The sequence below is a fragment of the Bradyrhizobium sp. cir1 genome, assembly GCF_014198245.1.
Lineage (GTDB): Bacteria > Pseudomonadota > Alphaproteobacteria > Rhizobiales > Xanthobacteraceae > Bradyrhizobium.
The window spans coordinates 814,126-835,286 of record NZ_JACIHE010000001.1 but is presented as its reverse complement, the minus strand read 5'-3'; the positions used below and the strand labels follow the sequence as shown (position 1 = coordinate 835,286).

Here is a 21,161-nt window from a genome sequence, read left to right as displayed (position 1 = left end):
CACGGGGGTGTGCGACTGGGCATCGTCTCGTTTCATCGTCACGTGAGACTTGGAAATTACCCGATGGATTGGGCGGGCGATTATTCCGAGGACAGCCATGAATATGGTGAAAGACGATAGGGGAGGTGATGGGTTTCGCAAGGGCTCAACCCATCCTACGGGACTACGGGATAGGGGCGTGGAGCTCCGATCTCCGCGCGAGCTGCCAGCCTACCAGCGGTAACGCAGCGTGCCGGTGCCCGTGTAGGTCTGCGCGCGGTCGGCGAACGCGCCGTCGAATTTTGCCGAGAGCGTGATGCCGCGCGCGAAGTGCAGATCGGCCCCGGTGGAGACGAGCGCGGTGTCTTTTGCGGGCGTTGCGCCGTTGACGATGAAGCTTGCGCCCGGCAGCGTCTGGAACACTGCCGACAGTGCGGGATTGCTGACCCAGTCATGCGCGAAGGCGAGGCGGCCGCGCAGCATCAACGCGGTGCCGGGTGCAACCAGCATGGCGCGGTCGAAGCGGGCGCCGACTTCGCCGCGCGTGTCGGTCGCGCTACGGGCGTCGTAGGCGAGACCAAAGCCGCCGCCGGTGAGATCGGTCTCGCTGTAGGCAGGCGTGCGGAAGCTTTGCACCTGCAGCGCCGCGTAAGGCGTGATGGCGACGAGTGGCGTCACGACGCGATAGCCGCCTTCGATGCGCCCACCATAGCTCTGCGCGTCGAAGCGCGCGGTGAGATGATCGCCGAAGGCGGCGGAACGGTCGGTGGACATCCAGTGGGTGGCCGCCGCCAGCGAGGCAGCGACATAGGCCGGCCCGGAGCGCACGGCCGCATAGACTCCGCCCTGGAAGGCGTCGCTCTTGCCTCCGCCGAGCCCTTGCGCGAGATCCCAGCGGGTGCCGCCACCGGCGAGCGCAAAGCCGATCACGGCATCGCGGGTCAGGTGGTAGTCGAGCCCTGCAGCGCCGCCCGCGGTTCGCGCGGTGAGATCGTTGCTGCCGATGGCTGCATCGCCACCGGTCTTGCTGGTGCCGCCGAAGCCCGCGCCCCACACGTTCCAGCGCGGCTCGAACGCGGGCTGGGCTTTGTCGAGCGGCGCCTTCGTCGCCCTGGCATAGGCGAGGGCGATGTCGTCGGGCAAGGCTGCGCGCTCCGGGGCGAAGCCGAACGCCTGATCTCCGGCGCCGCCTGCGGCGTCGCGCCCGCCGGCGGAGGGGTCGAGCATCAATTCCAGGAACTGGCCCATGAACTGGAATGCGCCCTGCTGCGCGCCCGTGGCGGGTTCGCCGGACAGCTGCGACAGCGCGGTGCGAAGATTGCCGCCGGTGAGTCCGAAGATTCCGGAGAAGTTCGCCGGCAACGCGCCACCGTTGTTGAAGGCGTTGTTGAGCGTATCGGCGACGTTCTGCTGGTTCACGTTCAGTCCGGTGCCGGAGCCGAGCGCGGCCGAGAGATCGAGCAGCACATCGGTCGGCGTGTAGCTCAGGCTGGCGACGAAGTTCGTTGCGCTGGCGCTTGCGAAGGTGGTGCCGCCGAGACCGCCGGTCGCGTGCAGGATGGTGGACTGTTTTGCAACCGAGCCGCCGGGCGCAATCGTCACCTGCACGCCGGCGCCGGTGAGCGTCGCCGTGCCCGAGACATTGGCGTGCGTGGCGGACACCGAGCCGACCTGCACGAGATAGAGCGCCCCTGACTGCATGGCGAGGCTGCCGGAAATGGTCAGCGCCGAGCCGGCCACGCTAGAGCCGGGCCTGAGCATGCCGCCGCCGTTCACGGTCACCGATCCGACCGTGCCGGTGCCGGACAGCGTGCCGCCACTGTTCACTGTCGGGCTCGACACGATCGAGCCGTTCACCGCAAGCGTGCCGCCGTTGATCGTGGTCGCGCCGGTGTAGGTGCTGGCGGCGGTGAGAATGGTGGTGCCCGCCTCGACAATGACTGAGCCCGTGTTGCCGAAGGTGCTCGAAATAACCGGCGCAAAGACGTAGTTCGAGGAGGTGTGATTGAACACGATGCTGCTGCCGATGCCGGCCCTGAACCTGACCTGCGCCGTGTTCAGCGTGCCGGGCGCAACAGCGGTCTGGCCCGACGCGGCGCCGATATTCAGCGTTCCCTTGGACAGGGGCCAATAGCCAACCGTCACGTTGGAGGCCGAGACGACGGCGCCATTGGCGATCGTCAGCACGCCGGTGCCGTCTTGGCCGACATCGAGACTGAGGGAGTTGGTCCAGGATGATCCGGTGCCGGTGACCGTTACTGTGCCGGTCGTGAAGAAATCGGCGCCGATAAGCCCGATCAAGCTGCTCACCGCGCCACCGCCCGCGATCGTCAGCGTGCCGGTGCCGGTCTGGCCGACATAGAGGATGCTGGAATTGGTCCAGGACGAACCGGCGCCGCTAATCGTCACGGTGCCGGTTGCGCCGGCATTGGCGCCGATAGCTCCGACCGCGTTGCTCACGACGCCGCCGCTCGCGATCGTCAGTGTGCCAGTGCCGTCCTGGCCGACGGTCAGGTTGCCGGCATTGGTCCATGACGAGCCGGTGCCGATCACTGTCACGGTGCCGGTCGCGCCGGCATTGGTGCCGATCACCGCGCTCGCGTTGCTGACCATGCCGCCGTTGGCGACCGTCAGCGTGCCGGTGCCGGATTCGCCGACCGCAACCGTGCCGGCATGGGTCCAGGACGAGCCTGTGCCGGTGACGGTCACTGTGCCGGTCGCGCCGGAGTTGGCGCCGATATACCCGTCGACACCGTTGCTCACGGTGCCCCCGTTGCTGACCATCAGCGTGCCGGTGCCGGCCTGGCCGACAAAGAGATTGCCGGCATCGGTCCAGGACGAGCCCGCGCCGTCGATCGTCACCGTGCCGGTCGCGCCGGCATTGACGCCGATAAAGCCGTCGGCGCCATTGGTCACGACGCCGCCGTTCCGGACGGTCAGCGTACCCGTGCCGGAATTGCCGACCCAGAGCGCGATGTGATTGGTCCAGGACGAGCCCGTGCCATCGACCGTCACGGTGCCGGTCGAACCGGCACCGCGGCCGACATAGCCGGACTGGTCGCTCACCGCGCCGCCGCTCTGGATCGTCAGCGTGCCGGCGCCGGAATAGCCGACGGAGAGGTCGGCGGAGTTGCTCCAGGACGAGCCCGCGCCGTCAACCGTGACCGTGCCGGTCGAGCCGAGAAAGCGGCCGAGAGCCCCGACCGAATCGGACAGCGTCCCGGCATTTTGGATGGTCAGGCCGCCGTTCGCGGAAAAGCCGACGATGACGGTCTGCGCCTGCGCGTTGGCGGATGCGATGACGGCGGCATTGGGTGAGCTGGTGTCGATTCTCGCATTGGTGGCGCTGGTCGGGACGCCGCTGGGTGTCCAGTTGCCGGCGGTGAACCAATCCGCCGTGGCGCCATTCCAGTTCTGGGCCTGCGCTCGTGTCGTTGTCGCCCATGCCAATGTCGCGAGGGACAGTGTCAGCGCGGCCAATGATGTGATGCTGATTCGATCGCGTTTCGCGCTTCGGCTCAGAGCGCTCGCTCCCTGCGACATTCCCAGTGCCCCTCTTGGCCGGGCACCGAGCGTCGCAAACGACATCTCACCAGCCTTCCACGGACGCGAGCAATTCGGGCAGATCGCGGCAGCCCGGTTGCGTCCCCCTCAGTAATGGAACCACCATCACTGCGGGCTGCAGTTTGTCAATGCTTCCGGCCGTTGTCGTCCGGAAATCTTGGCAGAGCATGCGGGCCGGCAGAGTCCGGACCGGCGCTCGAGGATTATCATGAATACCGAGAGCGACGTCGGGTAAGTGATGGGTTTCGCAAGGGCTCAACCCATCCTACAGAGTGTCGCTACAGAGTGTCGCGAAGCGTCACCTTCCACACCCGCGCCAGCATCAGCGCGAGAAGTCCCAGCACGGTGCTGATGATCCCCACCATCGCGTAGGACTGCGCGAACACGCCGGTCTGCACAAAGACCTGTGCCGCGATGACGAAGCAGATGGCGGCGAGAAGCAGGCAGGCGCACCCGACGATGATCGACAGATAGCGTATCGCGGCCGCGACCGGCCTTGCGGGGAGTGCAGGATCGCTCATGCAAATGACAACGGCTCTGCTGACTGGAGGTTCCGGTTTCGACGCGCGCGGAGGGAGAACGTCAGCTGCGTGCGCAGCAATCGACCAGCGCTCGCCAGATGCGTTGGACTTCGACGGTCCTCTCGAGTTCGACGACGTGGTTCTCGCTCACTTCCGACGATGTCGTCTCCTGGCGCGGTTCGCGCGGCGCGATCCAGCGCTCGGAGATGGGATCGTACCACTTGCCCAGATTAACCAACTTGTCTCTCCTCTTTTCGATCCCCCATGCGTGATTGCTCGTCCCACGCGCCCGCTACCGGTGTTTTGCGTGTTGTTCGGAGCAGGCTGCGCCCGCCCTTGTCATCGGCTCCGACCCGGCCGTTGCCTTGATGGAGAGCCAACGCGCGGGCGGCGCGCGACGTTCCAACGTCGCGCCCGAAGTGGAATCTGCGAAGAGAATCCAGGCGCTAGCGCTTCGGCGCGTTCCGATCATCGGACGAAGATCCGCCGGTCGTCTTCGGCTCCTCGCGCGTGCGGAGGTCTTCTGACACCGTCTCCAGCGATCCTTCGCCATCCTCGGCCGCGGGCGGCTGGCCCGACGTGCGGTACTTCCTGACCAGCCGCTTGATGTCGTCGATTGCCTCGATCAGCGGCGGCGTCAGCGAGAACAGCGCGCCCATCGCAATCGCAACGATGGTGTGGCGAAGCGAGACCTTCTCGTCCTCATCGAAAGGGTAGGCGTTGGGCTCGATGGCTGCGGGCGCGAGACCGGCCGATGAGCGCGGATGATCCGGCTTCCGCGGCTTGCGCGGCGGCATCATGACGACGACGAAGAGCACGTTGATCAGGAGCCAGATGCCAAGAATGATGAAAAAAGTTCGCATTCCAAAAACCAAAAAATAGCGAGGCGCCGCTCCAAACCGTCATTGAACGGCCATTCACGGGCCGATGCAAGTTGTGGTTTTCCCGGTGGCAAGTCCCGGTCGAGTGAGGCACGACCAAATCACTATCGGAATCCGGCAAAACCCTGAGGCGTCCAGTTGAAAGCGATGGCAGCGGTCGGCGACGCTGCCGTCGGTCATCCGAAGCGCGCCTCCTGCGCACCGCTCCTGGCCGCGTGCGCGCGCCAGGCGTCGATCGCCCGGTTCGCGAGCATCAACGGCCGGCGTTCGCCGGTCTTGAGCTGAGCTTCAATGCTGTCGAGAAGGAAATTCGCAGTCTCGTCCGGAGCGCCGAGCTCGCCGCTCTGCTCCAGGAAGCTCCAGGCAATGAAGAATGCGCTCTCGACGGTGCAGCGTATGGACATGTGCTGCCAACGCAACGCGGGCGTCGACGTTCCGCGGCGAGACATTCGATCCCGCCGCAGGGAGCTTCAGGTTCCTCGCGTGCTAAAGCGCGATGGGATCAGGATCAATCGCCATCGCGCTTCAGGTTATTGTTTGAGCATGATCTTTTCGGAAAACCGCTGCACACTTTTCCGGATCATGCTCTAGTTCTTCAGCACGATGCGGCCGACGACCTTGCCGGCGCGCAAGTTATCGATCCATTTCTGCACGTCGGCCATCGGCTCTTCGCGCATCGGCGTCGGCTTGATCTTGCCGGCGCGGGCGAGCGCCATCAGCTCCTGGCCTTCCGCGAGCGTGCCGACCATGAAGCCTTCGACGGTCAGGCGCTTGTAGACCCATTGCACCATCGGCAGCGTGAACTGGCCGCCCATCAGGCCGGAGACCACGACCTTGCCGCCGCGTGCGGCGACCGCCACCGCAAACGCCATCGACTTCTCGTTGCCGGCGAAATCGACCACCTCGTCGAAGCCGCCTTCGGTTTCTTTCAGAATGCGCTTGATCACGTCGGGCTCGGACGGATCGTAGGCGACAGAGGCACCGTTCTTCAGCGCGGTCTCGCGCGCGGCCGGCGAGAGATCGGCAACCGTGATCGGCTGCTTGAACATGGCCTGCGCGAACGACAGGCCCATCATGCCGACACCGCCGAGGCCGATCAGCAGCAAATTGCGCTGGCGCGGACGATCGACCAGGCGCTTGAGCGCGCCGTAGGCGGTGACGCCCGAGCACATCAGGGTCGCGGCCTGGTTGACGGGCAGCGGATCGTAGTCGAGCAGGTATTTTGCGTCGGGCACCAGGACGTGGGTGGCGAAGCCGCCGTCGATGGAGACGCCGAGGAAGCGCTGCTTGGCGCAAAGATTCTCGTCGCCATTGGCGCAGTCGCGGCACTGGCCGCAGCCGATCCAGGGAAACACCGCTTTCTTCGCCCCGACGAGGCCGGCGGGAACATCAGGGCCGACCTCGTCGACCACACCGGCGATCTCATGACCGAGCGTGAAGGGCAGTGTCATGCCGCGCGTGGTGTCGAGCTTCTTGCCGCCGCCGAGATCGGCATAGCCGTCCTGGATGTGCAGGTCGGAATGGCAGAGCCCGCAGCGCTCGATGCGGACGAGGACCTCGCGTCCTTGCGGCTTCGGCGTGTCGACGATGGTCTCGCACAGCGGCGCATCGAACTTCACCAGGGATTGCCGACGCATCAACGCCATATTCTTTCCTCCGGAATTCTGATTGTCAGGTTTCGTTGCGTATATCCGCCAATTCACGGGCCATGGCAACAAAGCCTGATATCGGGATCGTCTCGGCGCGCCGCGTCGCATCGACGCCGGCGGCGCTCGCAAGGCGCGCGGGATCGACACCCAGCGATTTCAGGCTCTGCCGCAGCATCTTGCGGCGCTGGCCGAAGGCGGCGGCCGCAACCTGCTCGAGCAGCCTGCGATCGCAAGGCAGCGGCTCTGCACGCGGTTTGAGGCGCACGACGGAGGAGGTGACCTTCGGCGGCGGCACGAAGGCGGACGGCGAAATGTCGAACAGGATTTTTGTTTCGCAGCGCCAGTTGGCGAGCACGCCGAGGCGGCCATAGGCTTCCTCGTCCTCGCGCGCGACGATGCGCTCGCCGACCTCGCGCTGGAACATCAGCACCATCATTTGGTACCAGGGCGGCCAGGGCTCGATCGTGAGCCAGTTGATGAGAAGCTGGGTCGCGATGTTGTAGGGCAGGTTGGCGACGATCTTCGCGCGTTCGCCCGCGAGCAGCGGGCGCGGGTCGAACGTCATGGCATCGCCATGCACGATCTCGAGCCGGCCGGGGTAGCGCGCGGAAATATCCTGCAAGGCCGGGATCGCGCGCTCGTCATGCTCGATGGCGATGACGCGCCGGGCGCCGAGCGCGAGCAGCGCGCGTGTCAGTCCGCCGGGGCCAGGACCGATCTCGACGATGGTGGAGTCCTCGAGCGGCGCGGCCGCACGGGCGATGCGCGCGGTGAGATTGAGATCGAGCAGAAAATTCTGACCGAGCGATTTGCGGGCCGACAGCGCGTGCTGGCGAATGACCTCGCGCAGCGGCGGGAGGTCGTCGATCGCACTCATCAGCTTGTCGCAGCCGCCATGCGGCTTGCAAGCTGCAGCGCCGCGATCAGGCTGGCCGGATTGGCCTTGGCCGTCCCGGCGATGTCGAAGGCGGTGCCGTGATCGGGCGAGGTGCGGATGAAGGGCAGGCCGAGCGTGACGTTGACCGCGTCGTCGAAGGCGACGGTCTTGATCGGGATCAGCGCCTGGTCGTGATACATGCAGACCGCGCAGTCATAGAGGTTGCGCGCGGCTTCGTGGAACATGGTGTCGGCGGGCAGCGGGCCCCTGGCCTCGATGCCGTCATTGCGCAGAACCTTGAGCGCCGGCGCAATCACCGTCTGCTCCTCGTGGCCGAGCGAGCCGTCCTCGCCGGCATGCGGATTGAGGCCGGAGATCGCGATGCGCGGCCGCGCGATGCCGAAGCGGGATTTGAGCTCGGCCGCGACGATGCGCACGGTCGAGACGATCAATTCGCTGGTGAGCTGGCCCAGCGCCTCGCGCAAGGAGACGTGGATGGTCACCGGCACCACGGCGAGCCGCGGCGACCACAGCATCATCACCGGCTGCGGCACGCGGCCGCCCTCTGCGGCAAGCTCGGCGAGGAATTCGGTGTGGCCGGGATGGCGGAAGCCGGCGCGGTAGAGCACGCTCTTGGCGATCGGATTGGTGACGACGGCGCCGGCGCGCCCCTCGCGCACATCCGTGACCGCCTGACGGATCGAGGCGAGCGCTGCGGGCGCGCTGGTGGCGTCGGGTTTGCCGGGCTCAGCCGTCGCGCGCTCGCCGGTCGCAACCACGGGCAGGGCCCCGGCGAAGGCGGCCACGGCCTCACCGGGGCTCACCGGGACGATCCGGATCTCGGCGCCGAGCGCCTTGCCGATGAGCTTGGCGCGCCGCGCGACGAAGGCCTCGTCGCCGAGCAGATAGAAGGCGGGCAGGTTCAATTCACGGCGCCGGAGCCAGGCCGCAATCGTGATGTCGGGGCCGATGCCCGCGGGCTCTCCCAGGGTCAGGGCGAGGGGCTTTATCGGGTGGTCGGCCATCAGCGGTTGCGATATTCGATCATCGCGGCCTTGCGGAGCTCGTCGAGATAGGCCTTCTGGGTCTTCTCGTACTTCTCCTGATACATCTTCTCGCGCACCTCGCGCTTCTTCGGCGTGTCGATCACGGTCGGCTTGCGCGAGCACAGCACGACCATCTCGATGCCCGCCTTGGTCACCTCCGGCGCGGTCAGATGGCCGATCGGGGTGTCGTCGAGCACCTTGCGCAGCGCCTCGGGCAGGTCCGCCGTCGTCTTGGTGACGGCCTCGCGGATGGTGGCGTTCGGCGTCGAGCGGAACAGCGAATTGGCTTCCTCGCAGCTTCCGACGCGGGAGCGATATTGCTCGGCTTCCTTCAGCCGCGTCTCCTGGAAGGCCGGGGACGAGCCGCGCGGCACGATCAGCACGATGGGCTGCATCTTGTATTCGGTGCCCTCGACCTGCAGCTTGTCGCCGGTCTGGGCCTGTACGGCCTGCGCGACGTCGCGCTCGCCGACCAGCAGCTTCTCCTTGAAGCGGCCGCGCACGAGGCTGGTCCAGACCATCTCGGCCTTCATGCGGCCCTTCAGGGTTTCAGGGCGAACGCCCTTGGCTTCGAGGGACTTGGTCAGCTGATCCGGCGAGATGCGCATGCGCTGCGCCATACCCTCGTAGGACTGGTTGATGTCGCTGACACCGGGATCGACGCCGTATTTCTTGCCTTCCTTGAGCTTCACCTTGTCGTCGATCAGCTCGTTGATGACATCCTGCCGGCTGGGGGCCTTCTGCGTCGTCAGCTGGTCGAGCTTGGCGCGCTGGTCGATGTCGAAATCGGTGATCGGATCGCCGTTGACCATGACCACGATGTTCTGCGCACGCGACGGCGCGGGCAGGCCGGTCAGGACCAGCCCGGCACCGATGGCGAGGAGGACGCGGAAGGCAGGCAATGGAATCGTCATGGTTGTCGCTCGCATGTCAGCCGCGGTGAACCTGCGATCAGGACCGCGCGGCCGTCACTTCAAACCGTTCACTGGAAGCCGCCGGCGGAACTGCTGGTCGTCGACGTGGTCGCCAGCGTGCGCAGTCCGATCTGGAACATGAACGCGTGGCTCAGCACGGGCGGGGTCGTGCCCGCGGAGTAGCTGTACGAGGTTACATAGTTCGCCGCCAGCACGAAGCAATCGTCGACATAGCCGGCCCCGAGCACATACTGGTTGATCTTGTTGGCCTCGAGGTCCCAGCGCGCCGAACCCGTCACCACCCAGTTGGTCGCGACCTTCAGCGAGCCCGAGGTCAGGATGCCCTCGCGGCGCGTCAGGTAGCCGAGCTCCGGCTGCTGCGCGTAATTGCCATACAGCACGCTGACCGACCAGCGATCGAAATTGGCGCGGCCTTCGGCCTCGAAGCGCTGCACGTTCCAGGTCTGCTCATCCATGCGGGAGCGGACGCTGAAGGTGTAGGTGCGGTTGGGCGAGTAGCTGGCGCTTGCGACGTAATCCGAGCGCGGCTTGTCGAGACCGGAATCCACCCCCGTGTTGATGGAGTCCTGGACCGCGAAGGAGTTCATGCCGAACAGCTGGTAGGACTGACCGAACAGCACCTTGACGGCGCCGCCCTTGTCGAACTGCGTGGTGGACTGCACGCCGACATTGGCGCGGCCGCCGCCCTCGACGCGGTCGTAGCCGGAGAACTTGTCGACGCTGAACAGGTTCGAGGCGTCGAACACCATGCTCTGCGCGTCCTCGTTCGGCAGCTTGCCGGCATAGGTCTCGTTCGGGCGGATGATGATCTGCGCGATCGGCTCGATGGTGGTCGAGCCCCAGGGCTGAACGTTGATGAAGGGGTAGCGGTATTCGAGGCCGACGGTCGGCATCAGGCGGAATGCCTGGGTGTCGCCGACCGGCAGATAGTTCGACACGCCCGGCTGGTTGGAGACCGAGGAATTGATCGCGTCGGCGCGCAGGCTGGCGAACGGCGTCCAGATCTGGCCGAGCGGATCGGTAAAGGACTTGCGCCACTGCGCTTCAGCGGTGAGGCGGGTGTAGGTGCCGGGGAAGCCGCGCAGCAGACACTGCGACGGCGTGCGCGCGAGCGGATCGGCAGAAGCAGTGGTGCACAGGCTGTTGGTGTTGGCGAGCGTCGTGATCGGATCGAACACCGCGTTCTCACGCGACAGGTTCACGAAATTGGTCTTGTAGCTGAACTCGCCGCCGAACACCGGATAGTTCAGCACGTTCGAGTAGTCGATCACGGGATAGACGACCGGGACTTTGTCCTGGTTGCCCGAGTAGCTCAGCCAGTACATCGTCCGTGCGTCGAAGAAGCTGCGGTTGCCGACGCCGGTCAGATAAAGCTGCGACAGCGCGTCGGTCGGCAGGTTCAGGAACGAGCCGAGCGGATCGCGGTATTGCCCGAGACGATAGTCCGAAAAGAAGTAGTAGTCGGACAGCAGGACGCCGTCCCAACCCCAGACCCATTTGTCGTTCAGCGCGAACTGACCCTTGGTGTCGACGGCGCCGCGGAACTGGCGGTCGCCGGGCTGCCCGGCAAATGCGCCGGGGTCGAGCTGGTCGATGCCGTAGGCCCGGATCTGGTAGGCGCCGTCGATCAGTCGCTGGCGGAATTCGCCCTGCAACAGCACGCCTTGCCGCGACAGGAAGCGCGGGGTGATGGTCGCGTCCATATCGGGCGCGATCGCCCAATAATAGGGAACTTCGGCGCCGAAGCCGGTGTTCGTGGTGCCGGGGAAGTAGCCGGGCATCAGGAAGCCGCTCTTGCGCTTCACGGTCGGGTCGGGCGTCGAGAAATACGGCATGTAGGCGAGCGGCACGCCGAAGAACTCGAGCTGCGCCGTCTCGAAATACAGCATCTTCTCCTGCTGGTCGTGGATGATGCGGGCACCCTTGACCTGCCACAGCGGCGGCTTCTTAGGATCGTCCTTACACGGCGCGCAGGCCGTGTAGACGCCGTTCTCGAACACCGTGTAATTGCCGCTGGAGCGGTCGGCGCGGCTCGCGGCCATGCGGGTCTGGTCGGCGGTGTCCACGCGCAGCGAATCGACGAAACCGTCGCGGTAGTCGTCGGAGAGATCCATGATCTCGGCATAGGTGATCTTGCCGTCGGCATCCGTCATGCGGATGTTGCCTTCGGCATGGAGCCGCTTGGTCTTCTGGTCGTAGATGACCCTGTCGGCCTCGACGCTGGTGCCGTTGTAGAACAGCTGGACGTTACCGACCGCGGAGACGCGCGAATTGTTGTAGTCGTAGTCGACCTCGGTCGCCTGGACCAGCATCTGGTTGTCGTTGGCGACCTTCGGCGGCTTCGGACGCTGCGGCAGCGGATTGTAGGTGAAGCTCTGGGCGGAGGCGGGGGCCACGAGGGCCGCGTCCAGCAGCCCGCCGAGCGCGGCAGCCGTGATGACGGCCAGCAGGAGCCTGCGAGCGGACAAGCCGTACCCGTTCGCGCGCACCACGGTACGCCGCGTCAAACGAGACACGAGCCCTCGACGGACGGCAGTCACTAACCGTCCTCCTGATACAACAAGGCCAAAAAGCCGGTCAGGCCGCCCACCACCACGGGCAACCACGCCGCAGCGATCGGATGCATCAACTCAGCCTTGCTCAAGTCTTCAGTCACTTTCGACAGAACGTAGAGCAGAAAGCCTGCGCCCACGCCACTCAAAACCATCTTCTGCACGCCGCCCATCCGGAAGAAGCGCAACGACACCGAGGCCGCGAGCATCACCATGGCGGCCAGCAAAAACGGCTGTGCCAGAAGCTTGTGATACTGGAGTCGATAGCCGGCTGTCGCGAAGCCTGAGCTTTCGGAGGAGCTGATGTAGCTCGGTAGTTGCCAAAAGGACACAGTCTCGGGTGTGGAAAAGCTGTTGCGGACCTGGGCCTCGGTCAGCGTCGTCGGAATCGCCAGAACGGCCTGCTCGGTCGGCGGCGCGTCGAGCGAGAAGCGGCGGACGTTCCTGAAGATCCATTGTCCGGGTTCGAGCTCGGCCTCGCGCGCCTCGACGCGCTCCTTGAAGTGCTGCTGTGTGTCAAACCGGAACAGCGTCAGCCCCGTGAGCCGGACGCCCTGCTGTTCGCTGCGCGCCGCGTTGATGATGGTCTGGCCGTCGCTGGTCACCTGATTGAGCCAGAAGCCGGAGGCATCCTGGATGCCGCCGCCGGGCGCCGAGCCGAACAGCTCGGCCTCCATGCGCTTGGAGAGTTCGCGCAAATTGGCCGACATCGGATTGTAGGCGACGGTGGCGATGACCCCGATCAGGAGCGCGCTGCCGAGCGCCGGCGAGATGAACTGCCAGGCCGAGATGCCGGCGGCGCGCGCCACCACGAGCTCAAGCCGGCGGGAGAGGGCCAGATAGCAGGTCATGGCGCCGATCAGCATGCAGAACGGCGTCAGCTTCTCCAAAAGCTGCGGCACGCGGAACAGCGAGGTCTCGGCCACCATGATCGCGGAGGCGGATGCAAGGCCGGAGGTCTTGCGCACCATCTCGATGTAGTCGACCAGCACCAGCAGCAGGAAGATGCTGGCGAACACGCCGAGCGCCGCGACGACGAAGCGGCCGGCGAAATAGCGCCCGAGTGTGTTGGTGAGCATGCTCATGCGGTGGCCGGCCGTCCGAACAGCCGCGCGATACGCGCGTTGGATCTGTTGATGGCCTCCATGAGGCGGGGAGGCGGTTCGACCACAATGCCGCCGATGATCATCCACAGGCCGACGCCGATCGCGCCCACGACCATCGCATATTGAACCAGCACCGCCTCCGGCGATTTCACCGCCATCACCGAGCAGGCGAAGCCCGCCATGCGCAGGCCGAACACTGCGAGGATCGAGGAGCCGATCGAGAAGTTGCGGCTCTGGCGGGTGGTGCGAGGCGCACCCAGGAAGGCGAAGGTCAGCACGGCAAAGGCGAAGGGATAGACCGGTGCGAGCAGGCTGTCATGCAGGGCCGAGCGGAACTGCCCGGGAATCTGCTTGTAGACTGGATCGTCCTCGGATGGCGAGAACAGCTCCCAGAGATAGCGCTCGCGAATGCCGAGGGTGACGTCACGGCCCTGATTGCCGAACTTCGACATGTCGAAGCCGTAGCGGCCGAACGCCACCAGCGCGGGATCGCGCTTGCCGGCCTCGAAACGCTGGAGATTGCCGTCCTTCAGCACCAGGAAGGAGCCGTTCTCGTTCTTCACGACCTCGCCTTGCTCGGCGACGATCGAGACGCGCTCGTTGGGGTCGCGGCGGTCGTCGATGAAGATGCCTTCCAGAATGCCGCCGGGTTTGCGCTCGCGGATCCGGATCGTCAGGTTTTTGTCCAGCTGGGCGAAGCGGCCGGGCTGGAGGATGTTGGTGAGCACGTCGGCGGTGATCTCGGCGTCCCACTGCTTGATACGCCGCATGCCGTCGGGCGCGAGATAGGCCGCAATGAAGGCGACCAGCAGCGCCACCACGCAGGTGGCGTAGAAGAACGGATAGAACAGCCGGAACGGCGAGAAGCCGGCGGCATTCATCACGATGATCTCGGAATCGGTCGCGAGCTTGTTCAGCGTGTGCGAGATCGCGATCATCAGCGCGATCGGCGAGATGATCAGGACCAGCGCCGGAATGACAAGGCTGGTGATGCCGAGGAAGGTGAGGATGGTCTGCCCCTGGCTCGTCATCAGGTCGATGCCGCGCAGCGCCTGCGTAATCCAGATCACGCCGGTGAGGCTGACCAGGACCAGCGCAAACGACGCCAGCGTCGTGCGGAAAATATACCTATCGATTGACCCCATGCGCTACCGCACGATTCCCACCAAGCCCCACTGCAGGCCGGAACTCCGGCTGTCCAACCAATCCCCGATCTGGGGATCCCCAAGGTCGGCCAACCACCGCTTCCGCCGGCTTACTCTCTCACTACCATCCCTTTGATCCGTCAACAAAATGGCTGCCCCGTGGCGCCCTCAATATATGGTTAATATTTCGCCCGTTGTGGCCTGACGGCCACGGCGGTGCTTGGCATCTGCCGGGCCGGTGGCCCATAGTAGGCAGAGTTCAGTGAATCGCCGTTCAGCTCCGGCCTGTGGCCGGGACCGCCGAACGGCAAAAAATCCCATGTTTTAGAGGAGTTACCCATGTCCGATGCCATCAAGGTCGGCTTCGTCCCGTTGTCTGCCGCCGCCCGTGGCATCCTGGTCGTGTTCTGCGACGACGGTTTGAAGCTCGGCCCGGCGACGGCCAAGGCGCTCGGGAGCGCTGCCGACCTCGTGAAACGGGCGGCCTCCGCCGCCGGCTTCAAAGGTAAAAGCGGGGCTGCCCTGGACATCCTGGCGCCGGAGGGCGTGAAAGCCACCCGTCTGGTGGTGATCGGGGCCGGCAAGCCGGCAAGCCTGAAGGCGAGCGATTTCCTCAAGTTCGGCGGCGTGGCGGCGAGCAAGCTCACGGCCGGTACCGCCGCCATGACCATCATGGCGGAATTGCCCGGTGGCGCCGTGACCAGCGAGCAGGCGGTCGCGATCGCCTCGGGCCTTCGCTTACGCGCCTACAAGTTCGACCGCTACAAGACCAAGAAGAAAGACGGCGAGGAGGGCGGCTCGCGCGCCGATGTCTCGCTCGCGGTTGGCGACGCCACTGCTGCGAAGAAGGCATTTGCCACTGCCGGCCACGTCGTCGACGGCGTGATCATCGCCCGCGACCTCGTCAACGAGCCGCCGAACGTGCTTTTCCCCGAGGAGTTCGCGCGCCGCGCGGGCCAGCTGCGCAAGCTCGGTGTCAAGATCGAGGTGCTCGACGTCAAGGCGATGCAGAAGCTCGGCATGGGCGCGCTGCTCGGCGTCGGCCAGGGCTCGGGGCGGCCGAGCCGCACCGTGATCATGCGCTGGGACGGCGGGAAAAAAGGTGAGGCGCCGGTCGCCTTCGTCGGCAAGGGCGTCTGCTTCGACACCGGCGGCATCTCGATCAAGCCGGCCGGCAGCATGGAGGACATGAAGGGCGACATGGGCGGGGCGGCCTGCGTCGTCGGCCTGATGCACGCGCTGGCGGCGCGCAAGGCCAAGGCCAACGTGGTCGGCGCCATCGGCCTCGTCGAGAACATGCCCGACGGCAATGCACAGCGGCCGGGCGACATCGTCACCTCGATGTCGGGCCAGACCATCGAGATCATCAACACCGACGCCGAAGGCCGCCTCGTGCTCGCCGACATGCTCTGGTACGTCGCCAAGAAGGTGAAGCCGAAATTCATGGTGGACCTGGCGACGCTGACCGGTGCGATCGTGGTCGCGCTCGGCACCGAACATGCCGGCATGTTCTCCAACAATGACGAGCTCGCCGAGCGCCTGCTGGCGGCCGGCATCGAGAGCGGAGAGAAGGTCTGGCGCCTGCCGCTCGGCGCGGAATACGACAAGCTGATCGATTCCCAGTTCGCCGACATGAAGAACACCGGCGGCCGCCATGGCGGCTCGATCACGGCCGCGCAGTTCCTGCAGCGCTTCGTCGACGGCACGCCCTGGGCGCATCTCGACATCGCCGGCACCGCCATGGGCGCGCCGAAGACCGACATCAACCAGAGCTGGGGAAGCGGTTACGGCGTTCGCTTGCTTGACCGCCTGGTCGCCGATCATTACGAGCGCAAGTGACCAAATGACCGAAGTGCTGTTCTACCATCTGCAAAACATGACGGTGGAGAACGTGTTGCCGCCGCTTCTCGAGAAATCGCTCGAGCGCGGCTGGCGCGTCGTGGTGCAATCGACCTCGGAGGAACGCGCCGATGCGCTCGACGCGCATTTGTGGACCTATCGCGACGATTCCTTCCTGCCGCACGCGACCTGGCGGGTGAACGACGCCGCCGACCAGCCGATCGTGCTGGCGATCGAGGAGGGCAATCCCAACGGCGCCAATGTCCGCTTCCTGGTCGACAGCGCCGCGCTGCCGCAGGACGCGCAGGGCTATGAGCGCATGGTGCTGCTGTTCAACGGCGACGATGCGGACGCGCTTGCTTTGGCCCGCACTGCCTGGACGGATTGCAAGGCGCGGGGATTTGATGTCACCTATTGGCAGGCCGACGAACGGGGGCGGTGGCAGCGGCGGAATTAGCCGTCCATCGCAATTAATGATAATTTGCACTTTTCGGGCGATGCTGGCTTTGGCCACCTTCGTGCCGCAAAGTGATGTTGGGACAATTGCTTAGGGCTGGTCCTTCACGCGGGGAATTTAGTTTATCGTGCGACATCAAAAGCTTCCCGGCTCGCTCATAGTTGCGTTGGCCGCCGTAGCACCGCTGGTCGCGGGCTGCTCGGGGACCGATCTGCTGTCGAAGGACGCAGAATGGTTCCAGAAGCCCGGCCGCCTCTTCATCAAGAACATCTCGATCGAGTCGCCGCCGCTGACCCCGGACAAGCCGGTGGGCGCCGAGGATCTCGTCAGCGCCGACGGCGCCTGTCCCGGCATGGCGCCGACCCCCGGGCCGGCTGACGCCAATGCGTCGACGACGGCGCCGGCACCGGCGGGTGGCACGGTCGCGCTCGGCCACACCGAATGCGACGTGCTGCGCGGCATCGGCGCGCCCTCGACCGTCAATCTCTCCAATGACGCTGCCGGCCGTCGCGTCGCCGTCGTGACGTGGACGGCCGGTCCGCGTGCCGGCATCTACACGTTCACGTCGGGACGCCTGTCCTCGATCGAGGGCACGCCGGAGGCGCCGGTCATGCCGAAGGGGACCAAGCCGAAGCCGAAGAAGAAGGCGGCGACGTAAGGGCCGCGCGTCACGCGGCTTTTCGCCCTTTGATCGCCGTCGCCCAGGCGTGGACCGTGATCGCTCCCGTCGCGCTTGCCGGAAGTCTGTCTTGCGGCCGGCGTTCAGCTCGGCGCTCTCTGCATCCGACAGCTTTCCCACGACGCCGGTCGGACTGCTCACGACCATGGACAGCCAATAGTCCGGTATTATGGCGCAAACGCCACCGGGGTCTGGAGATGATCGGCCGGGCGGCGGTGGCCGCGTTAATCGGAATCGTTATGTCGGGGTGTCATCTCGAAAACCCCATCTTGGTTTTCGAAAGTCTCTCCTCGCGCGGCTTTACCCAAGAAATGAGGGGTGACGGATCGGCAGAACCTTGTGGTTCTAATTTTCTTTTTGAAAATATCGTAATACCTGACGACTCCGAGCACGTATACTCGCTTGGTGGCGCCATCTTGGACCAGGTCTCGAATTTCTTCCAGACTGAGCGCCCTTCCCATAGTTGCCTGTCCGATTGCTGGGGTGTCGCTATAGACGGTCGATTTAGACCACGTCTCGCCAACTGGAGGCGGCGGCTCAATGGGCCAATCACCTGGAAGGGGATATGGCCATACATGAACTGTGGAGATGCTACTCATGTCGTGAGCCGGGGTGGCCCCGTGATTAGCAATCTTGAATTTGACGGCTATTGGAGTGTTCTTGTCGAACTTGAAAATCCAGAAAGGACTAGCCGATAGATACGCGCGCAATTGCCGTTCGGAGGTATCTTCCGCACCTCTCACGAGTTGCTCCGTGGATCGCCAAAGTCTCCAAGTGGCGATTCCCAAAGCACAGGTCGCTATACCCAGAATTACCGTCCAAATGGCAATGATGCGTTCAGCATCGATCCATTCCCACGAACGGCACACCGCAAACGAGCCCCATTCCTTCCAGACTTTGGGCTCGGCGCAATGACGTTCCTCGCCAGCATGTTTGGCGGTATATACATTTATGGTCGGGGAGACGGGCCGCTGCGTCATCCAAAACGGAAATGGCGCGGGCGCTTGCTGAAGGGTATCGCCTTTGGCTTGTTCGCTTTGGGAAGCTTCAGCTTTGTTTTCGGCTTCCCTTGGGCTGCTCTCTTTTGAATGGGCGGCCGAACTCAATGCCAGCAACCCGGCTACCAGCAGAACCCTCAACATCCCCAACCCCGAGTTTAAATTTCCTCCAATGCTACCCCGTCGAGTTCTAAGGCTGCAATACACACAAGGAAGAATGTGGCCGGGAACGTGCCCCTAGCCAGTTTATTCGTGACCGAAGCCTCGGTTTCCTTCAGCCCTTGCTTCTTGAGCCGCTTCGCCAGCGCTTGGCATTGGCGTTTGCGCCATAGTACCGCAATAGTCATCGAAATTCGCGAATGTCCGCTCGACGACAAGCTCGCGGGTTTCGACATCGCGGATGCCCAGCTCTGCCCAGAGCGTTGCAAAACGCTAGACATCCGCGCTCGGCGGACGCTTTGTTGCATATCGCTTAAGTTGGAAATCGCTTGCGCAGAAAATGCCGATCGGTCTCGACCGTGGAGCCGGATCATCCGCGATGCGCTGACGCAAACTCCGTCCAACCTAACCCCAAATGCGCAGAAGCGTCACGGGCCATTTCGTTGGCATTTCCATCATGTTCGCCCAGGTGATCGATCCGGTCGGCTTCAAGCTTGTTCGACAGATGCGCGGCGGACGGCCGGGCCGGCCTGCACACATCGCAACGGCATCGACCGCGCTTGATCTGGATCATGGAGCCCGGCCGGCCGCCAGTGCAGGCTATGACAGCACCCCGAAAGAAGGGGCTGCCAGCATGGCAAGAAATTTTCAGAGGATCATCCAGGGGATCATTGACGTGAGCAACCTCGCAAAGATTGAACGCGATCCGAATTACCAGGAGCTCGTGCGCCGGCGCTCGTCGCTGGGCTGGCTGCTGTCGGCGATTATGCTTGTCATCTATTTCGGCTTCATCCTGCTGGTCGCCTACGCTCCCAAGTTTCTGGGAATACCGCTGGGCAGCGGCGTGACGACGATCGGTATTCCGATCGGACTGTCCGTCATCGTGCTCGCCTTTGTGCTGACGGGCATCTACGTCCGTCGGGCGAATTCCAGCTACGATGTACTCATCCGCAAAATTGTCGAGGAGAACCGCTCGTGAAGAAATTCGCCTGGCTATCGGCAATTCTGCTCGCAAGTATGCCCACCATCGCGCTCGCCGCCGGCGCCGTCGAGGGCGGCGCGAAGCAGGCGACCAACTGGTCGGCGATCGGCATGTTCGTCGGGTTTGTCGGCCTGACGCTCGTCATCACCTATTGGGCCGCCAAACGGACCGCGTCGGCTGCGGATTTCTACTCGGCCGGCGGCGGAATCACGGGCTTCCAGAACGGGCTTGCGATTGCAGGCGACTACATGTCGGCGGCGTCGTTCCTCGGCATCTCGGGTCTTGTCTATACCTCGGGCTACGACGGCTTGATCTACTCGGTCGGCTGGCTCGTGGGATGGCCGATCGTCACCTTCCTGATCGCCGAGCAGTTGCGCAACCTCGGAAAGTTCACCTTTGCCGACGTCACCTCGTTTCGTCTCGGGCAGACCGAGATCCGTATCCTGGCGGCGTGCGGCTCGCTGGTGACCGTTGCATTCTATCTCATCGCGCAGATGGTCGGAGCCGGCAAGCTGATCCAGCTGTTGTTCGGCCTCGATTACTGGATCGCAGTCGTCCTGGTCGGCGGTCTGATGATGATCTACGTGACGTTCGGTGGAATGAAAGCGACGACGTGGGTGCAGATCATCAAGGCGGTGCTGCTGCTCTCGGGAGCGACGTTCATGGCCGGAGCCGTCCTCTACAAGTTCGGATTCAGCCCGGAAGCCCTGTTCACCAAGGCGACCGAGGTGCATCCGAAGAAGCTCGCGATCATGGAGCCCGGCACCCTGATCTCCAACCCGCTCTCGGCCATCTCGCTCGGCTTGGCGCTGATGTTCGGAACGGCCGGCCTGCCTCACATCCTGATGCGCTTCTTCACCGTGAAGGACGCCCAGGCCGCCCGCAAATCGGTGTTCTACGCCACCGGTTTCATTGGCTACTTCTATATCCTGACCTTCATCATCGGCTTTGGCGCGATCACGCTGGTTTCGACCGACGCGATGTTCCTGGACGGCAGCATCCTCGAGAAGACCAAGAGCGGAATCGCGGCGATCAAGGGCGGCTCCAACATGGCGGCGATTCACCTCGCGAACGCCGTGGGCGGCAACATGTTCCTTGGCTTCATTTCGGCCGTTGCCTTCGCCACGATCCTTGCCGTCGTCTCGGGGCTCGCTCTGGCCGGGGCATCGTCCATCAGCCACGATCTCTACGGCATGGTGATCAAGGGCGGCAACGCGAATGAGCAGGACGAGATCCGCGTGTCGAAGATCGCGACCCTGGTGCTCGGCGTGCTTGCGATCTTCCTCGGCATCGTGTTCGAGAACCAGAACGTTGCCTTCATGGTCGGCCTTGCCTTCGCCATCGCGGCCTCCTGCAATTTCCCGGTGCTGGTGATGTCGATCTTCTGGAAGGGCCTGACGACGCGGGGCGCCGTGGTCGGCGGCTTCCTCGGTCTGGTCAGCGCGGTCGTCGGCGTGGTGCTCTCGCCGGCGGTCTGGGAGGTGACGCTTGGCTTCGCCAAGGGCTCAGCTCCGATCAAGCTGGACAATCCGGCGCTGTTCTCGATGGCCATCGCCTTTGCGGGGATCTGGCTGGTCTCGATGCTGGATAGCAGCAAGCGTGCCGCGGTCGATCGCGATGGCTTCGATGCGCAATATGTCCGATCTCAGACCGGCATCGGAGCTGCTTCGGCCACGGCCCACTGAAGGCTCACTGAACGAGGGGCTAGGACATCGCTTCGGCACCGGCCGGGCCAGTTGGCCCCGCCGGTGCGACGCGTTCGATGGCCAATCGTCGGGTCCTGAGGTCGCCC

19 protein-coding genes are annotated in these 21,161 nt (G+C 64.6%); 5 read left to right on the top strand and 14 right to left on the bottom strand.

The features are described 5' to 3' along the window. Positions 1 to 210: 210 nt before the first annotated feature. The 12 genes from GGD63_RS04045 to lptF all read right to left on the bottom strand — a co-directional run bounded on the left by GGD63_RS04045 (position 211) and on the right by lptF (position 14,255). A complete protein-coding gene (locus tag GGD63_RS04045; RefSeq protein ID WP_183239578.1) occupies positions 211 to 3,459 on the bottom strand; it encodes an autotransporter domain-containing protein in 3,249 nt (1,082 codons plus the stop codon). A gap of 362 nt (positions 3,460 to 3,821) precedes the next feature. Beyond that, entirely contained in the window at positions 3,822 to 4,064 is a 243-nt protein-coding gene (locus GGD63_RS04040) for a hypothetical protein (RefSeq protein ID WP_183239577.1), read from the bottom strand. Between the two features lie 61 nt (positions 4,065 to 4,125). Further along, positions 4,126 to 4,302 (bottom strand): hypothetical protein, encoded by a 177-nt coding sequence (locus GGD63_RS04035; RefSeq protein WP_183239576.1) that lies wholly within the window; start codon positions 4,300 to 4,302, stop codon positions 4,126 to 4,128. A 208-nt stretch (positions 4,303 to 4,510) separates the two neighbouring features. Beyond that, positions 4,511 to 4,927 carry a phosphonate metabolism protein PhnM gene (locus GGD63_RS04030; protein WP_183239575.1) on the bottom strand — a complete coding sequence of 139 codons (417 nt, stop codon included), beginning with the start codon at positions 4,925 to 4,927 and terminating at the stop codon, positions 4,511 to 4,513. Between the two features lie 194 nt (positions 4,928 to 5,121). Next, entirely contained in the window at positions 5,122 to 5,349 is a 228-nt protein-coding gene (locus GGD63_RS04025; protein ID WP_183239574.1) for a hypothetical protein, read from the bottom strand. A gap of 183 nt (positions 5,350 to 5,532) precedes the next feature. Beyond that, positions 5,533 to 6,591, bottom strand: coding sequence for an alcohol dehydrogenase (locus tag GGD63_RS04020; RefSeq protein WP_183239573.1), 1,059 nt, complete (start codon positions 6,589 to 6,591; stop codon positions 5,533 to 5,535). Between the two features lie 25 nt (positions 6,592 to 6,616). After that, entirely contained in the window at positions 6,617 to 7,471 is an 855-nt protein-coding gene (rsmA, locus tag GGD63_RS04015; protein WP_183239572.1) for a 16S rRNA (adenine(1518)-N(6)/adenine(1519)-N(6))-dimethyltransferase RsmA, read from the bottom strand. Continuing rightward, a complete protein-coding gene (gene pdxA / locus GGD63_RS04010) occupies positions 7,471 to 8,496 on the bottom strand; it encodes a 4-hydroxythreonine-4-phosphate dehydrogenase PdxA (protein ID WP_183239571.1) in 1,026 nt (341 codons plus the stop codon). Before pdxA ends, rsmA begins: the two co-directional genes overlap by 1 nt. After that, on the bottom strand, positions 8,496 to 9,431 hold the full coding sequence (locus GGD63_RS04005) for a SurA N-terminal domain-containing protein (protein WP_183239570.1): 936 nt from the start codon (positions 9,429 to 9,431) through the stop codon (positions 8,496 to 8,498). Before GGD63_RS04005 ends, pdxA begins: the two co-directional genes overlap by 1 nt. 68 nt (positions 9,432 to 9,499) lie before the next feature. After that, positions 9,500 to 11,992, bottom strand: a complete 2,493-nt coding sequence (locus tag GGD63_RS04000) for an LPS-assembly protein LptD (RefSeq protein WP_183239569.1) — start codon at positions 11,990 to 11,992, stop codon at positions 9,500 to 9,502. Next, entirely contained in the window at positions 11,992 to 13,089 is a 1,098-nt protein-coding gene (lptG, locus tag GGD63_RS03995) for an LPS export ABC transporter permease LptG (RefSeq protein ID WP_183239568.1), read from the bottom strand. The genes GGD63_RS04000 and lptG overlap by 1 nt, the downstream gene beginning before the upstream one ends. Beyond that, the gene (lptF, locus tag GGD63_RS03990; RefSeq protein ID WP_183239567.1) at positions 13,086 to 14,255 is read right to left on the bottom strand and encodes an LPS export ABC transporter permease LptF; all 1,170 of its coding nucleotides are present in this window, start codon (positions 14,253 to 14,255) and stop codon (positions 13,086 to 13,088) included. The genes lptG and lptF overlap by 4 nt, the downstream gene beginning before the upstream one ends. A gap of 339 nt (positions 14,256 to 14,594) precedes the next feature. On the opposite strand from lptF, the gene GGD63_RS03985 reads away from it, so the two are divergent. From GGD63_RS03985 to GGD63_RS03975, 3 genes are all read left to right on the top strand, one after another. Continuing rightward, on the top strand, positions 14,595 to 16,094 hold the full coding sequence (locus GGD63_RS03985; protein WP_183239566.1) for a leucyl aminopeptidase: 1,500 nt from the start codon (positions 14,595 to 14,597) through the stop codon (positions 16,092 to 16,094). A 4-nt stretch (positions 16,095 to 16,098) separates the two neighbouring features. After that, positions 16,099 to 16,551, top strand: a complete 453-nt coding sequence (locus GGD63_RS03980; protein ID WP_183239565.1) for a DNA polymerase III subunit chi — start codon at positions 16,099 to 16,101, stop codon at positions 16,549 to 16,551. 166 nt (positions 16,552 to 16,717) lie between these two features. Then, the gene (locus GGD63_RS03975) at positions 16,718 to 17,209 is read left to right on the top strand and encodes a hypothetical protein (RefSeq protein WP_183239702.1); all 492 of its coding nucleotides are present in this window, start codon (positions 16,718 to 16,720) and stop codon (positions 17,207 to 17,209) included. A 245-nt stretch (positions 17,210 to 17,454) separates the two neighbouring features. Here GGD63_RS03975 and GGD63_RS03970 read toward each other — a convergent pair whose 3' ends face one another. Continuing rightward, on the bottom strand, positions 17,455 to 18,372 hold the full coding sequence (locus GGD63_RS03970; RefSeq protein WP_183239564.1) for a hypothetical protein: 918 nt from the start codon (positions 18,370 to 18,372) through the stop codon (positions 17,455 to 17,457). Positions 18,373 to 18,386: 14 nt separating this feature from the next. Beyond that, a complete protein-coding gene (locus tag GGD63_RS40040; RefSeq protein ID WP_246785345.1) occupies positions 18,387 to 18,575 on the bottom strand; it encodes a DUF6471 domain-containing protein in 189 nt (62 codons plus the stop codon). 446 nt (positions 18,576 to 19,021) lie between these two features. Between GGD63_RS40040 and GGD63_RS03965 the strand changes: the two genes are divergently transcribed. Further along, positions 19,022 to 19,366 (top strand): DUF485 domain-containing protein, encoded by a 345-nt coding sequence (locus GGD63_RS03965; protein WP_210315642.1) that lies wholly within the window; start codon positions 19,022 to 19,024, stop codon positions 19,364 to 19,366. Positions 19,367 to 19,404: 38 nt separating this feature from the next. After that, a complete protein-coding gene (locus GGD63_RS03960; RefSeq protein WP_183239700.1) occupies positions 19,405 to 21,054 on the top strand; it encodes a cation acetate symporter in 1,650 nt (549 codons plus the stop codon). Positions 21,055 to 21,161: the final 107 nt, after the last annotated feature.

Bases quoted from the DNA above. Each gene is read 5' to 3' on its own strand.
- GGD63_RS03985 (WP_183239566.1), top strand. From the start codon at position 14,595: ATGTCCGATGCCATCAAGGTCGGCTTCGTCCCGTTGTCTGCCGCCGCC.
- GGD63_RS03960 (WP_183239700.1), top strand. From the start codon at position 19,405: ATGCCCACCATCGCGCTCGCCGCCGGCGCCGTCGAGGGCGGCGCGAAG.
- GGD63_RS04025 (WP_183239574.1), bottom strand. From the start codon at position 5,349: ATGTCCATACGCTGCACCGTCGAGAGCGCATTCTTCATTGCCTGGAGC.
- GGD63_RS04030 (WP_183239575.1), bottom strand. From the start codon at position 4,927: ATGCGAACTTTTTTCATCATTCTTGGCATCTGGCTCCTGATCAACGTG.
- pdxA (WP_183239571.1), bottom strand. From the start codon at position 8,496: ATGGCCGACCACCCGATAAAGCCCCTCGCCCTGACCCTGGGAGAGCCC.
- GGD63_RS04005 (WP_183239570.1), bottom strand. From the start codon at position 9,431: ATGACGATTCCATTGCCTGCCTTCCGCGTCCTCCTCGCCATCGGTGCC.
- GGD63_RS03970 (WP_183239564.1), bottom strand. From the start codon at position 18,372: ATGTTGAGGGTTCTGCTGGTAGCCGGGTTGCTGGCATTGAGTTCGGCC.
- GGD63_RS03980 (WP_183239565.1), top strand. From the start codon at position 16,099: ATGACCGAAGTGCTGTTCTACCATCTGCAAAACATGACGGTGGAGAAC.
- lptG (WP_183239568.1), bottom strand. From the start codon at position 13,089: ATGAGCATGCTCACCAACACACTCGGGCGCTATTTCGCCGGCCGCTTC.
- GGD63_RS03965 (WP_210315642.1), top strand. From the start codon at position 19,022: ATGGCAAGAAATTTTCAGAGGATCATCCAGGGGATCATTGACGTGAGC.
- GGD63_RS04040 (WP_183239577.1), bottom strand. From the start codon at position 4,064: ATGAGCGATCCTGCACTCCCCGCAAGGCCGGTCGCGGCCGCGATACGC.
- GGD63_RS04020 (WP_183239573.1), bottom strand. From the start codon at position 6,591: ATGGCGTTGATGCGTCGGCAATCCCTGGTGAAGTTCGATGCGCCGCTG.
- lptF (WP_183239567.1), bottom strand. From the start codon at position 14,255: ATGGGGTCAATCGATAGGTATATTTTCCGCACGACGCTGGCGTCGTTT.
- rsmA (WP_183239572.1), bottom strand. From the start codon at position 7,471: ATGAGTGCGATCGACGACCTCCCGCCGCTGCGCGAGGTCATTCGCCAG.
- GGD63_RS40040 (WP_246785345.1), bottom strand. From the start codon at position 18,575: ATGACTATTGCGGTACTATGGCGCAAACGCCAATGCCAAGCGCTGGCG.